The organism is Acinetobacter sp. YH16038, assembly GCF_013417275.1.
Classification (GTDB): Bacteria; Pseudomonadota; Gammaproteobacteria; order Pseudomonadales; family Moraxellaceae; genus Acinetobacter.
Genome location: NZ_VPEG01000007.1, coordinates 78,675 through 93,317 on the forward strand (window position 1 = coordinate 78,675; position 14,643 = coordinate 93,317).

The window sequence follows — 14,643 nt, forward strand, 5'->3', positions numbered from 1 at the left end:
TTCATCTTCAGCTGTTTTAATAGCATTATCGAAACAGGGCAAGACTTTAAAAAGAGGTAACTGCAATGAAAATGATGATGAATACTGTTTTAGCAGCAGCATTAATGGGTTCAATTGGGACTGTCGCAGTTGCGAGTAGTGAAACTGCGGTGAATCAGGCTGCATTTGCTAAAACGACTACAGTTAAGCAAGCGTTGACCATGAAAGATGACAGCAAGGTTCAGTTGAAAGGTTATGTGGTAAAAGCTGTCGGTGATGAAAAATACCAGTTCCGTGACAATACTGGCACCATCACTGTCGAAATTGATGATGAACTTTGGCAGGGTAAACCTGTATCAGCTAAAACACCTGTGGTAATCATTGGTGAAGTAGACATTGACTATAAACCTGCGAAACGTGTTGAAATTGATGTCGACCAAGTTCAGTTCTAATTTCAGCATAATTTCCTGAACTGAATCTGAAGACAGCAACAAAAAACCACATGCAAGTTACCAAAAAGCATGTGGTTTTTTTTTGAGTCTGGAACTTTTTCAAGGCAAGATAGAAAGATAAAATAAGCGGAGCATAGCATGCGTATTCTTTTGGCAGAGGATGATGAATCTCAGGCGGAAAGTATTCAAACCTGGCTGGAAATGGATGGTTATGTGATTGATCGGGTTGATCGTGGAGATCATGCCATTCTGGCGATTGAACAGCATCAATACGACTGTATTTTGCTGGACCGTGGCTTGCCGAATGCAACTGGAGATGACATTCTTAAAAGCTTGCGCAATAAACAGAAAGATACGCCCGTTATATTTATTACCGCCAAGGACAGTATTTATGACCGGGTCGCAGGACTCGATTTGGGTGCCAATGATTATCTGGTAAAACCCTTTAGTCTGGAAGAACTTTCCGCTCGCGTGCGTGCCCAGCTCAGACAAAAACAGCAAATGCCAAATCATATCCTGCAATGGCAGGATCTTAGTCTGGACACCCAAGCCAAGACTGTAATGAAGGCGGGACAGAGCATTAATCTGACTGCAAAAGAATTCCAGATTTTATATAAGCTGATGCAAAAACCAGAACATATCATTACCCGGGAACAGCTGGAGGAATCACTCTATGCCTGGGGAGACGAAATCGAAAGCAATGCGATTGAAGTCTTTATTTATCAGCTACGTAAAAAAATCGGCAGTCAGATGATCAAAACTATTCGTGGCTTGGGCTACCGGATGCATAAACCTGAGGCCTCCATATGAAGGCACCTATTTCCCTGCAAAGTCGGCTGACTCAACATGCCATGTTCAGTTCCATACTGGCAGGATTTCTGGCGTGGCTGCTGTTATTGGGAATTTCCAGCTATCAGGCGATTGATTTGCATGATGACCTGATGGAGGAAATTTCAGAGTTACTTCTGGGAGATGTTAATCAAGCCAAAAATACGCAGGTTGATGAAATCAGTGAGCAGTTTGATATTCAATATGCCTTACTACTGAATCAGCAGGTACTGACCACTTCAATTGATGATGAACTGATTAATGAGATACCAGTTGCACAGAAAAACGGGTTTCACTTTGATTATGAAAATGGTCATTTTATTCGAATTCTGATTGCTGAAGATCAAGACTTGAAAGTGAAAGTGGTACAACCGCTTTCGGTACGCTTTGATGAGCTTTGGCAAACGACTTTAGGTTTCGCCGGGATTTTATTTATCCTATGGATATTACAGTGGCTGATTTTACGTTTTGCCATTAAGCGGCAATTAAGACCTTTAAATAAAATTTCCCGAGAAATTGGTTCTAAATCTGCACAGGATCTCACTCCGGTTCAAAGTCCTGATCCTGAGATTACTGAATTGCAACCGATTATCCGTCAGCTGAATGCCATGTTGAGCAGGCTGGAAAAGTCATTGGCTGCCGAGCAACGTTTTACTGCCGATGCTTCACATGAGTTGCGTTCCCCATTGTCTGCCATTCAAATGCGTTTACAGGTGCTTAAACGTAAATATCAGGAAGATGCCCAACTTAGGCAAGCGTTACAGATGATCCAGAATGACGTCAACCGTGGTACGCAGATTCTGGAAAACTTACTGCTATTGGCTCGGCTCGATCCAGAACATGCAGAGCAGCTTCCCAAACAACAGGTTAATCTTAAAGTTCTGGTTCAGGAGGTTTTACAAGCTTTACAACCTTTTGCTCAGGAAAAAGAGATCCACTGGAACTTAAAACTTGAAGATGCAGTGATTGAAGCAAATGCAGAGCTGATTTTTAGCTGTATCCGCAATCTGGTTGATAATGCCATTCGTTATACGCCGATGCAGGGACAGGTCGAAATCAGGACGATAGTTGAAGGTCAGAATCTACAACTTATGATTGAAAATTCGGGAGAGGGAATTCAGGAAGAAGTTGTTCAACGTTTAGGTGAGCGTTTTTACCGCGCCTTGGGCACGCGAACACAAGGTTCAGGTTTGGGATTGTCGATTTGTCAAAAGATTATGCAGTTACATACGGCCAAGATTGATTATGCGCCGTCAGTTTTGGGTGGGCTTAAAGTTTCATTAATTTTTCAATCTGAAGAATAAAGATATTAGATATAGCAATTAAAAAAAGCAGTATGCGCTGATTCATACTGCCTGTTCCCACGTTTATTATTTTTGGAGTATTTAAATTACTTAGTCAGGATGAGACGATTGTTACGAGTCAAACGTAGACGGTATTCTTCACCCGCATGCATGATCCGGATTTCTCGTCCTAGCGCAAATAAATTGTTCGAATGCAACATCGGTAGCGCATGCTGAGTATCATTATTGCGGGTAAATAGGCTAAATGGTGCGTTCATTCCGTCGACTCCGTGGTGTGTTTTGGATTGATTTAAATGATAATCATTATCGAATAGATCTGTCAACGAATAATTGCTGCATTTATAAAAAACTCTAATTTGCTTACAATCTGTAAAACTTCAATAGTTCAGAACATTATGTCTAAAGCCACAATTCATGTCGCAATCGCTATTTTATTTCATCACAATCAGGTTCTGGTCGGTTGGCGTGAAGCTAAACAGCATCAGGGCAATAAATATGAGTTTCCAGGCGGAAAAGTAGAACAGGGCGAATTGCCTATAGAGGCATGTCGACGTGAAGTGATTGAAGAAGTCGGAATTGACATCGAACAATGGCAGGCTTTTGATTTTATTTCGCATGAATATGAAGATGTCATCGTCAATCTGCATATTTTCCATGCTTCGGTTCAGCCAGAACAATTAGCTGGAATCAAGCAGCCTTGGCGCTGGTATAGCCGGGATGAACTCAGTGAACTAAATTTTCCTAAAGCCAATCAGGCCATGATTCAAAAGCTGCAATGGCCGAGAAAGATCAAAATTTCTGAAGACTTGAGTCACCTGAATAATCTGGAAACAGACCAGATGCTGTATTGGCGAGTAATGGCCAGCCCTGAACACATTAGCCAGTTACAGCAGATTCCAGTCGATCAGTTATCCAGATTGATCATTAATCAGGAACTTTGGTCACAATTGAATGAATTGCAGCAGCAAACCATTCGTACGCTTCACCTGAAACAGTCTCAATTGATGCAACTGCAAAAAGGGGAGTTAGCTGGTGGCTATCGTTATCTTGCAGCCTGTCACGATCTGGAAGCATTAAAACATGCAGAAAACATAGGCTGTGAAGCAGCTTTACTCAGCCCGGTACTGGCAACAGAAACACATCCTGATACCGCAGCTTTAGGCTGGGAAAAATTTAAACAGATGGCTGAACAGGTACAGATTCCTGTATTTGCCTTAGGCGGTATAAAAGCTGAAGATCTAGACCATGCTCAAAACCAGCATGCTTATGGGATTGCAGGGATCCGTTATGTTTAAGTCAGAAACTTATTATAAATAACCGGGCTCACGCCAGGGCCTTAAAATTTCTTTAAGGCCTGCTGAGCTTGCTGAATGGCTTTGGTGTTTTTTTGCAGTTGAGCTGCTTTCAGGCGCACCTGCCAGAGCTGCTTTTTCATTGCATTGGTCTGCGCATAGCTCAAACCACGTAAGGCGAAAGCATCTGCACGGGCCGGCTGGTTTTTACGGTTTGCGATCAAGCCAAGATACAGATAAGTTTCTGAAGCTTGGGGCGCCAAACGCTGAGCTTGTACTGCAGAAGTTTCAGCTTGATTATATTGCTGCTTGCTATAGGCCTGCTGAGTTTGCTGCATCAATTTTTTAAATGCAGGTAAGTTACGTCCATCATCAAACTTTTGTGCCTGAGGCTTTTGCTCAGGGATCACAATCTTCTGACGTTTAATCTCCGGTCGATCATAGGGCGTAATCACTACACCATCAGGTGTAGAGGGTTTTGGTTTCTGCTGAACCGGAGGTTTAGTAGGAGCCGCAGGCTGTTCTGGCTCCGACATGCTTTGGCAGCCCACCAGACCGAGGATGAGCAGACCAGGAATCAATTTTCTTAACATAAACATAGACTCAATTATTGGCTATAACTTCCACTCGCGATAATACGGGTTTGTTTAGCAACTTCGCGTTCTATTTCTGTTTCACTTTCTTGTATATAACGACTGAGATCATCATCTTCCTCATCTTCTGGTGAAGGTTCTGAATCAATCGTATAAGGTTCAGTGGCGTAATGCGAGATGCCACAAGCAGTTGCCTGATTAGGCAAGGCATGACGTGAAATCGGAATATACATGGCACCATCACAGCCTTGGGCAGTCAGTTTACCTGTATAACGGTCCAGCCAGTGCCATTCAATTTCATTAGGCTGAGCCAGATTCACCGGCTTCTGATGCAGCTGTTTCATGACATTGGTCCAGACCGGAAGTGCACCTGAAGAACCGGTTAATCCAGTGACTTTGTTGTCATCCAGACCTAACCAGACCACTGTCATATAGTTGCCAGAATAACCTGCAAACCATGAATCACGGGTATCGTTTGTCGTACCCGATTTACCCGCCAGATTCAGGTTGCGTGGCAAACTGTTATAGGCAGAACGACCAGTACCACTCGACATGACCTGTTGTAAACCATAATTCAGAGCATAGGCTGATGCTGGATCAATCGTCGGCTGAACACTTAAGCTGTAACGTTCAAGCGAGCGGCCATTCGCATCGACTACAGAACGAATCGATTTCACCGGATATTTAAAGCCACCTGTTGCGAAGTTACCGTAAATATTCATCACTTCCATCGGTGACATGTCTACTGCACCTAAATAAATAGATGGATAATTTGGTATGTCAGAAGTCACACCGAATTTTTGCAGATGGTTAATAAAGGTCGACAGGCCAAATTCCTGCGCCAAACGCACCGCAGACAGGTTATAGGATTGTGACAGGGCAAGAGACATCGGTACTACACCATGTGCGCTACCACTATAGTTTTTCGGTGTCCAGGGTTTGCCATCACTTTGAATGGTGATCTGACTGTCTTCAATTGGACTTGCCCAGTGATAACGATTCGATTCTAGCGCTGTCAGATAAATCACCGGTTTGAGTAATGAACCCACCTGACGCTTGGCATCTAAAGCACGGTTAAAACCGGTAAAGTCCTGGGTAGAACCTACCGCTGCAACCAGTTCGCCATTTTCAGGGTGTGCGACCAGAACAGCGCCCTGCAAATCTTTTAGACGGCCTGGATTGGCTTTGCTTAAACGGGCTACACTTTCCTTAAAGCTGTCTTGAATTCGGGTTTGTGCCAATGGATCTAAGGTTGTGAAAATACGCAGACCCTGATTGGTTAAATCAGTTTCCTGATATTCGGTACGCAACTGACGGCGAACGATGTCCAGAAAATCCGGGAAGCGGGCAGGGCCCAAAGTTGGCTTGGAAATGACATTCAGTGGACGGGCAGTTTCTGTTTCATACTGATCTTGAGTCAGATTACCCATTACCAGCATATTATTCAGAACCACATCACGACGTTTTTTCGCAAGTTCAGGATTACGCCATGGGTTGTACAGACTTGGACCTTGTACCAGACCGACTAAAAAGGCCTGTTGAGAAATATTCAGTTCACGTAACGGGAGGCCAAAATAAAATTGTGAAGCAAGGCCATAACCATTTACAGAATAGTTGCCATTTTGGCCCAGATTCACTTCATTTAAATAAGCTTCCAGAATCTCATCTTTGCCATAATGTAATTCAATCAGCATCGCCATAAAGGCTTCATTCACCTTACGTTTTAAGGTGCGTTCTGGTGTTAAGTAGAAATTCTTGACCAGCTGCTGGGTGAGGGTTGAACCACCTTGACGCTTACCACCAGTAATATTGCTCACCACTGCACGTGCAATCCCGCGTGGAGATACGCCATGGTGATTGTAGAAATTACGGTCTTCGGTAGCAATTAAAGCGTCAATTAACGGTTTAGGCACTTTATTGAGCTTAATCAGCACACGGTCTTCATTATGCTGCGGGTAAATACCGCCAATCAATAAAGGTTCCAGACGGGCGATCCCGCTAGAAGAGGGCTTGGTCGCACTTACTTCAGCAATCTGATCGCCACTAAAACTGACTTTCAATACCTGTTCAGGTTCAACGCGATCGCCAAAATCAAAGCCACGGGTATGCACATACATGGTATTGCCAGTGCTGACAAAGCTGCCCGATTTGGTATAGCTGTCTGAACCTTTATAACCCAGTAATTTTAATTCTTGTTGGAAATCCTGTTGGCTGACAGGGGCATTTACATACACTTCCATCGGGCGTGCGAAAACCTTGGCCGGAATATCCCAGCGTTGGCCTTCAAATTTTTCACGCACAATATTATCTAATTTAATCAAATAGATACTAAATGCTACAAATGCAGAAATGACTAGAATGGAGAAGATTAAGGCAATGAACCCCATACCTCGTTCAGATTTCATAAATGACGATAAGACCCTGTGAAATTGTGCTAATCATGCGAAGCTTTTCATTATTTTGCAATATTTAATCAATTATTGAGATTAAAATTAAAATTAAACTTCACATTTTCTCCTTAATTTCAATCTATTTCAATTCAATCCTGCACAGCTTTGTCATGTTATAAATTGTCATCCTATTCAAGCTTAATGTTATGATAAGCAGGATTCGAAGCGGAGCGACGACACTGGTGCAAATTTCCCACAAGACATTTCGAAATATCGGGTTGATTGGACGCCCGGATAAATCTTCAGTGGTTGAAACCTTATGCCTGATCCACGATCATCTGCTCAATTTAGGTCTACATCCTGTTTTTGATGCAGATACAGCTGAACTGGTTCCTTATCAGAATACCCAAACAGTTAGCCGCGCCTTGTTGGGTGAAGTGGTTGATCTAGTCATTGTGGTAGGTGGGGATGGTTCACTGTTACATGCAGCGCGGGCATTGGTAAAATACAATACGCCAGTGATCGGGGTGAACCGTGGTCGTTTGGGCTTCCTGACAGATATCAAGCCAACTGAAGTCATCTTTAAACTGGATCAGGTATTAAAAGGTGATTTTCAGGCAGAACGCCGTTTCTTGCTGGAAATGGAAGTTCGCTCCAAAGGTGAAATCATCTATGATGCGATTGCCCTGAATGATGTGGTCTTGCACTCGGGCAAATCGGTACACATGATTGATTTCGAGCTGAATATTGATGGACAATATGTCTATCGCCAGCATAGTGATGGTCTGATTGTATCTACACCGACCGGATCGACAGCCTATGCACTTTCCGGTGGTGGACCGATTGTGCATCCAAGTATGGATGCAATTGTGCTGGTGCCGATGCATCCGCATACCTTGTCTTCACGTCCGATTGTGGTCGGAGGGCATAGTGAAATTAAACTGATGATTCGTGAAAATCGCGTACTGCCGATGGTGAGTGCGGATGGACAACACAGTGTGTCTTTGAATGTTGGCGATAGCGTCCATATTCGTAAGCATCCCTTTAAACTGAATCTTCTGCATCCGCCAGGTTATGACTTCTATAATGCATGTCGAACCAAACTGGGCTGGAATCAGGACTTCGACTATCTTAAGCAGGATTAAATATGAATATTGAACAAATGCTTGCCGTACTCAATCCTGAGATTGTAGAACGCTTAAGAACAGCCATTGAAATTGGCAAGTGGCCAAATGGTGTAGCGCTGACTCAGGAGCAGCGTCAGACCTGTATGCAGGCTGTCTATGCCTGGGAAATGAAAAACCTGCCAGAAACCGAACGCAGCGGTTATATCGACCGCGGCACTAAAGAAGAAGGTGAACAATGTGATGATGATCATCACAAAAATGAGCCGGAATTCAAGCCAATCCGTTTCGTTTAATCGAAACCGAAAAAAAGACCACAAATGTGGTCTTTTTTAATATCTGCCATAGGAATTTGATTAAACTGAAAGACGGGTATTCCAGAGTTCTCTGGCTTTTTGCATCGCTGCTTCATAGCTGTCACATTCGCCCATGGTATACAGTGCAATGCCCATAGTTTCAACCACTGCGATTTCCCCATATTCATGTAAGCGTTGACCTTCCCACACTTGCTTAAATACAGCCAGATCCAGCTCTTCTTCAATCGGACTACGGTTGTCAGTCAGTTTTGGTAATTCGTGCTCATAAAGTTCGCCATTCTTAATTCCGCAGATTAAAGTTTTGGCATCTGGATTACGTTCGAACTCACCACCTTCACCCTTAATGACCGCACTATTTTGATAACCTAACTTATAAGCGGACTGTTGGTGTGAACTACGATAAGCAGGGTGGAAAATAGCCTGTAAAGTTGCTTTGGCATTAAATGGATTAATCAGACGTGCCAGCGTATGAATCGGAGAGCGTAAGCCCATGACATTACGTAGCCCGATCAGCTCAGCCAGAATTGGAGAGATCACCTCCAATGGCAGGTAAGCAAAATGTTTGTCTTTAAGCTGCTGTTCCACCTCAACATCATTTTGGCAGATCGGATAGCCTAAGTAGTTAAGTACCTGTTCGGTATAGACCCGATTCAAGGTATGACCTGAAGCACCATGCATCACGATATTATAGCCATGCTTAGCAAGGGTAAGCGCAGCCAGAATGAACCAGGGATAATGTTTGCGTTTACCTGCATAAGAAGACCAGTCTAGATCAACATCAAGAGCCTTAAAATTCAGTTGGTCACGGGTCGCCTGCACAAAGCCTGCGAGTTCATCAACGGATTCTTCTTTGACGCGTAATAGCATCAGAAAAGCGCCCAGTTGTACGTCCATTACTTCATTTTTCAGGATCATGCTAAAAGCCTGATAGGCTTCTTCATAGCTTAAAGAACGTGCACCATTTTTTCCCTTGCCAATAATACGAATAAACTGGGCAAAAGGATGTTCGGCATCTTTATAAATATTTCGCTTTGTGGTCATGGGCATAGATCAATCATGTTCATCAAGTATTGGCATATTTTACGCTGATATTGGTATTTCACCTTCTTATTTTGCAGAATTATTATAGTTTTATAAGACTATAGTCTAAGAGGTATTGTTTAGTATTTAGGCAAATTTAACATTTCGGGTTAAACAAAAGTCTAAAAAGCGGTTAAAATTTCACGCAATTCTTGTGTTTGCTTCATCTCCTGATCAATGCACTGATTTTTCTTAAAGATCGGTGTTCCTGTGATTGTTAAACGTACATACACATTCTAATTTCAGTATCAGATTAATTTCTTGATACATAGGCACTTTTTTGTTTCAGACAATGAAGTATTGGACGCTTGTTTTTTAAAAATAAGTGAAAACTGAATATTGCTTCTGGTTAGAAGTATATCGTGAAGTAAGGTTATGGCTAAAAAACCAATTTATAAGTCGCTTTATTTTCAAGTGATTGTAGCCATTATTGCGGGTATCCTCGTCGGACATTTCTCGCCAAGTGGTACACAAATCATTAATGGTGCAGAACAATATGTTCCAGGTCTGGGCGAACAACTGAAGCCGCTGGGTGATGCATTTATCCGTTTAATTAAAATGATCATCGCACCTGTGATTTTCTGTACCGTAGTTAGCGGGATCGCAGGCATGGAGAGCATGAAATCAGTCGGTAAAACTGGTGGTGTTGCTCTACTTTACTTCGAAATCGTATCAACGATGGCGCTGATCATTGGTCTTCTGGTGATTAATATTGCCAAGCCAGGCGTTGGGATGAATGTTGATCCGGCATCGCTGGACACTGCCGGGATTTCTAAATATGTAGAGTCGGGTGCTTCTCAGTCTACCGTTGATTTCTTTATGAATATCATTCCAAATACGGTGGTTGGAGCATTTGCTGAAGGCGAAATCCTGCAAGTCCTTTTATTTGCGATCCTGTTCGGTTTTGCATTACACAAGCTGGGTGCACAAGGTAAGCCAGTTCTCAAACTGGTAGATCAGATTTCACATGTGTTCTTTAATATCGTGAACATGATCATGAAACTTGCGCCTATTGGTGCATTTGGTGCGATGGCTTTCACGATCGGTAAATATGGGATCGGTTCTCTGGCGCAATTGGCCCAGTTGATCATCTGTTTCTATATCACCTGTTTTCTGTTCATCTTTATTGTGCTGGGTTCAATTGCACGCTTTACCGGCTTTAGCATTATCAAGATGATTCGCCTGATTCGCGAAGAGCTGTTGATTGTACTCGGTACTTCATCATCTGAATCTGTATTGCCACGTATGTTGAAAAAACTTGAGCTTGCAGGTGCTGAAAAGTCAGTGGTAGGTCTGGTCATTCCAACCGGTTATTCATTTAACCTGGATGGTACTTCGATTTACCTGACAATGGCGGCAATCTTCATTGCACAGGCGACCAATACGCAACTTGATTTGTCTCACCAGATTACTTTGCTTCTCGTATTGCTTATTTCTTCTAAAGGTGCAGCCGGTGTAACTGGTTCAGGCTTTATCGTGATGGCAGCAACTTTAGCCGCTGTAGGTAATATTCCGGTTGCAGGTCTGGCCTTGATTCTCGGTATTGACCGCTTTATGTCTGAAGCCCGTGCCTTGACCAATCTGGTCGGTAACTCTTTGGCGACTCTGGTTGTAGCAAAATGGGTCGGTCAGTTAGACATGGACAAGCTGAACTATGCATTAGCAAATCCGGCTGAAATTGATGAAAAAATGGCGCAGGAAGGCAATAATGCTCATTAAGTTTGAGTTTGTCTTGTAAGTCATAAAAAGGAAGCTTCGGCTTCCTTTTTTATTTTTATCTGACTGTGAAGTTAGCGAAAAAACAGGTCAGGCACATGACAGCCTTTCTAAAAATAGTTAGCCTGTGCACAGGAAATAAAACGATAAACACGATAAGGATAAAAGAATGCTGGCTTACGATGCTGACCTGGAACTTTTCCGCGACAATTTCAAACGCTTTATGAATGAACATGTAGCGCCTTACTATGAAGAGTGGGAGCGTGAAGGCATGATGCCGCGTTCAGTCTGGAATGCGATGGGTGAAAATGGCTTCTTGTGTGTAGATGTTCCGGAAGAATATGGTGGCTATGGTGTTCCGACTCACTATTCCCTAATGTTGATTGAAGAGTCAGCTCGAGCAGGCTATAGCGCCATTTCAACCGGCCTGTCTTGTCACTCGGATATCGCAGCGCCGTATATCCTGCATATTGGTACTGAAGAACAGAAAAAATACTGGTTACCGAAAATGGTATCTGGTGAAGTGGTCGGTGCGATTGGCATGACTGAGCCGGGTGCAGGTTCTGATTTGCAAGCCATGCGAACCAATGCCATCTTGCAGGGTGACCATTATCTGTTAAATGGTTCTAAAACTTTTATCTCCAATGGTCAGCATGCTGACTTAGTCGTATTAGCCGTGAAAACAGATCCACAAGCACGCGCCAAAGGTGTGTCTTTGATGCTGGTGGATACGCATCTGGAAGGCTTTAAAAAAGGCAAGAACTTGGACAAAATTGGTCTGCATTCACAGGATACTTCAGAGCTGTTCTTCGATAATGTCAAAGTACCGAAAGATCAATTGCTGGGTCAGCCAGGTCAGGGCTTCGTCTATCTGATGCAGGAACTCCCACGTGAACGTACCGCTATTGCGGCAACCGCACTGGGGGCGATTCGTGGCTCGATTGATGTAACGACTCAATATGTCAAAGAGCGTCAGGCCTTTGGTCAGGCGATTGGCCAGTTCCAGAATACCCGTTTTGTACTGGCACAGGCCAAGATTGACGAGCTGGCAACAGCAGCTTTCTATAACCAGAATGTTGAGTTGTATATGCAAGGCAAGCTGGATGTTGAAACTGCAGCAGCGCTAAAGAGTTTCTCTACTGATATGCAGATGAAAGTTGCTGACAATCTGCTTCAGCTCTTTGGTGGTTATGGCTATATGACTGAATATCCGATTTCGCGTTTCTTTGTTGATGCCCGCATTCAACGGATCTATGGCGGTACAAATGAAATCATGAAAGAAATTGTTGTACGTGGTCTGCTTGGACGTTAAAAATCAACAGATAAAAAAAGAGTCCGAAATGGACTCTTTTTTTATAGAAAGAATATTCTTGAAATCTAGATATTTTATTATTTTAAGATTTTAGTACATCCAGACATTCATGAATAAAAATTGGCAAATCATTTGGCACTCGAGATGAAATCAGCTGATTATTGTCATTGACCAGTTCAACATCATAATACGTCGCACCCGCATGTTGTACCCGAGGTGCATGCGCACGGATACTGGTAATGATGCGGTTCTTTAAAACATCGGCTTCACTCAGGAGTAAGGAGGCATCACAAAGACTGAAGATGGTCTTTTTGGCCTCATTAAAAGCCTGAATGAAATGTAAGACTCGCGTATCGTTGGCGAGGGACACTGGTGATTCACCGCCTGGAATGAGTAGGGCATCAAAATCCTCAATACTGATATGATCAATTCCCCGATCAATGATTACACTCGACTGGCCATGGAGTCCATGTACGACTTTTCCGGCATGCAGTTCAATATTACAGATACTGTGCTCTGCAGCAAGTAAGGCCGCAACAGGCTCAGTATATTCAAGATCTTCAAAATTATTCGTTACAAGTACCGCTATTCTTTTTGGCATTGTAGGCACCCCAATATAGTTTTAAATTAGACTAGCGATTTAAGGTTTAAAAAACGTCTCTGCTTTGTAACCAAATAGTGATTTAGTGTAAAAAATCCAATTAAATCAAAGGAAAATGATCAAAAAAACAGTTTTCTATGTGCATTTTATTGTGAACTGTCACTCAGATTTTAAGTAGTTAAACTAGAGGAATCGAGATGGCTTTATTTTTATTTTCTTATGCTTAAAATCGTTATGTAGATTAAGAAATAGTGATATTTCATCTTGATAAAAATCAGTTAAGATGGGCGGGCAAAGTTTACAATTTGATAATGTAAAAGATGCGAAAATGCTGAAAGAAATGTTACCAGATATGACTAAAGCGATGAACGGTTAAAATCAAATCCCTGTTTTTAAGAATTAATCTACTAAAGTTATATTGTGTAACATTTGCAGCGCACTAATTGTTATACTGCACAGATAAGGTTTATGAAGGGCGACATCACGATGATCAACGACGATCAAAACACAACGGCTTCTTTAGATTTGGCTAAAATTCGTGAAGATATCGATTCAGTTGATCAACAAATCCAGCAATTGATTAACCGTCGTGCACGTTTGGCTGAGGCTGTAGCAAAAGCGAAATTCGCATCTGAAGAAAATCCGCTGTTTTACCGTCCGGAACGTGAAGCACAGGTTTTGCGCAATGTTATGGAGCGCAATGAAGGACCATTGTCAGATACGACGATGGCACGTCTGTTCCGCGAGATCATGTCGGCTTGTTTGGCGCTTGAAGCACCGCAAAGTATTGCATTTTTGGGACCTGTTGGTACCTACACACACTCAGCAGTATTGAAACATTTTGGTCATGATGCTGTGGTTCGTCCATTACCCACCATTGATGAAGTATTCCGTGAAGTAGAAGCGGGCAGTGCGCATTATGGTCTGGTGCCTGTTGAAAACTCCTCTGAAGGTGTAGTGAACCACACTTTAGACTGTTTCAAGACTTCGCATCTGAATGTGATTGGCGAAGTAGAATTACCCATCCATCACCAGTTCCTGATCTCTGAAAATACCCGTAAAGACAGTATTAAGCAGATCTACGCACACCAGCAGACTCTGGCTCAATGCCGTAAATGGCTGGATGCTCATTATCCAGGTGTAGAACGTGTGGCACTCAGTTCAAATGCTGAAGCTGCGCGCCGTATTCAGAATGAATGGCATTCTGCTGCGATTGCTTCTGAAATTGCTGCGAATATCTATAATCTTGAGATTATGCACAGCAATATTGAGGACAATCCAGAGAACACAACACGCTTCCTGGTGATTGGTCGCGAGAAAGTGCCACAAAGCGGTAATGATAAAACTTCATTATTGGTGTCTGCGCATGACCGTGCCGGTGCATTGCTGGAAATTTTAGCTCCATTTGCCAAACACAACATTAGTCTAACCAGTATTGAAACTCGACCTGCACTTCCTGAAAAATGGGCTTATGTATTCTTTATCGATCTTGAAGGTCATATTGAGCAGGAAAATGTTAAAGCTGCGATCGAAGAAATTCGTCCGTTTGTGAAAGAAGTCCGCGTGCTTGGTTCATATCCTGCAGCTGTTTTATAAAAGCAGCCTTTCGTGGTTAGTGCGAGGGTGCTAACCACTGTTTCATCTGTAAATCGGAA

At 42.8% G+C, this 14,643-nt stretch carries 14 protein-coding genes; 9 read left to right on the forward strand and 5 right to left on the reverse strand.

The window, feature by feature from the left end:
* Positions 1–65: 65 nt before the first annotated feature.
* The 3 genes from FTV34_RS04445 to FTV34_RS04455 all read left to right on the forward strand — a co-directional run bounded on the left by FTV34_RS04445 (position 66) and on the right by FTV34_RS04455 (position 2,563).
* Positions 66–431: a NirD/YgiW/YdeI family stress tolerance protein gene (locus FTV34_RS04445; RefSeq protein WP_034170733.1), complete on the forward strand. Its 366-nt coding sequence runs from the start codon at positions 66–68 to the stop codon at positions 429–431.
* A gap of 138 nt (positions 432–569) precedes the next feature.
* A complete protein-coding gene (locus tag FTV34_RS04450; RefSeq protein ID WP_180068996.1) occupies positions 570–1,241 on the forward strand; it encodes a response regulator transcription factor in 672 nt (223 codons plus the stop codon).
* Complete coding sequence (locus FTV34_RS04455) at positions 1,238–2,563, forward strand: HAMP domain-containing sensor histidine kinase (RefSeq protein ID WP_180068998.1); 1,326 nt, start codon at positions 1,238–1,240, stop codon at positions 2,561–2,563. Before FTV34_RS04450 ends, FTV34_RS04455 begins: the two co-directional genes overlap by 4 nt.
* Positions 2,564–2,649: 86 nt before the next feature.
* Here FTV34_RS04455 and hemP read toward each other — a convergent pair whose 3' ends face one another.
* On the reverse strand, positions 2,650–2,820 hold the full coding sequence (gene hemP, locus FTV34_RS04460) for a hemin uptake protein HemP (RefSeq protein WP_004784247.1): 171 nt from the start codon (positions 2,818–2,820) through the stop codon (positions 2,650–2,652).
* 138 nt (positions 2,821–2,958) lie between these two features.
* Between hemP and FTV34_RS04465 the strand changes: the two genes are divergently transcribed.
* Positions 2,959–3,858, forward strand: a complete 900-nt coding sequence (locus FTV34_RS04465) for an NUDIX domain-containing protein (RefSeq protein ID WP_125279081.1) — start codon at positions 2,959–2,961, stop codon at positions 3,856–3,858.
* 41 nt (positions 3,859–3,899) lie between these two features.
* Here the strand turns inward: FTV34_RS04465 and FTV34_RS04470 are convergent, their stop codons facing one another.
* Positions 3,900–4,448, reverse strand: coding sequence for a tetratricopeptide repeat protein (locus tag FTV34_RS04470; RefSeq protein ID WP_180069000.1), 549 nt, complete (start codon positions 4,446–4,448; stop codon positions 3,900–3,902).
* A 14-nt stretch (positions 4,449–4,462) separates the two neighbouring features.
* A complete protein-coding gene (gene mrcB / locus FTV34_RS04475) occupies positions 4,463–6,853 on the reverse strand; it encodes a penicillin-binding protein 1B (RefSeq protein WP_180069002.1) in 2,391 nt (796 codons plus the stop codon).
* Positions 6,854–7,044: 191 nt separating this feature from the next.
* Here mrcB and FTV34_RS04480 point away from each other — a divergent pair, with 191 nt between their 5' ends.
* Both FTV34_RS04480 and FTV34_RS04485 read left to right on the forward strand, forming a co-directional pair.
* The gene (locus FTV34_RS04480; protein WP_125279078.1) at positions 7,045–7,983 is read left to right on the forward strand and encodes an NAD(+) kinase; all 939 of its coding nucleotides are present in this window, start codon (positions 7,045–7,047) and stop codon (positions 7,981–7,983) included.
* A gap of 2 nt (positions 7,984–7,985) precedes the next feature.
* Entirely contained in the window at positions 7,986–8,258 is a 273-nt protein-coding gene (locus tag FTV34_RS04485; RefSeq protein ID WP_004784238.1) for a YeaC family protein, read from the forward strand.
* Between the two features lie 60 nt (positions 8,259–8,318).
* On the opposite strand, the gene FTV34_RS04490 is transcribed toward FTV34_RS04485, so the two are convergent.
* Positions 8,319–9,320, reverse strand: a complete 1,002-nt coding sequence (locus FTV34_RS04490) for a glycosyl transferase family protein (RefSeq protein WP_180069004.1) — start codon at positions 9,318–9,320, stop codon at positions 8,319–8,321.
* Between the two features lie 414 nt (positions 9,321–9,734).
* On the opposite strand from FTV34_RS04490, the gene FTV34_RS04495 reads away from it, so the two are divergent.
* On the forward strand, positions 9,735–11,078 hold the full coding sequence (locus tag FTV34_RS04495; protein WP_180069006.1) for a dicarboxylate/amino acid:cation symporter: 1,344 nt from the start codon (positions 9,735–9,737) through the stop codon (positions 11,076–11,078).
* A gap of 166 nt (positions 11,079–11,244) precedes the next feature.
* Complete coding sequence (locus FTV34_RS04500; RefSeq protein WP_180069008.1) at positions 11,245–12,387, forward strand: acyl-CoA dehydrogenase family protein; 1,143 nt, start codon at positions 11,245–11,247, stop codon at positions 12,385–12,387.
* Between the two features lie 82 nt (positions 12,388–12,469).
* On the opposite strand, the gene FTV34_RS04505 is transcribed toward FTV34_RS04500, so the two are convergent.
* Positions 12,470–12,988 (reverse strand): DJ-1/PfpI family protein, encoded by a 519-nt coding sequence (locus tag FTV34_RS04505; protein WP_180069009.1) that lies wholly within the window; start codon positions 12,986–12,988, stop codon positions 12,470–12,472.
* Between the two features lie 486 nt (positions 12,989–13,474).
* On the opposite strand from FTV34_RS04505, the gene pheA reads away from it, so the two are divergent.
* Positions 13,475–14,584: a prephenate dehydratase gene (gene pheA / locus FTV34_RS04510; protein WP_125279073.1), complete on the forward strand. Its 1,110-nt coding sequence runs from the start codon at positions 13,475–13,477 to the stop codon at positions 14,582–14,584.
* Positions 14,585–14,643 lie beyond the last annotated feature (59 nt).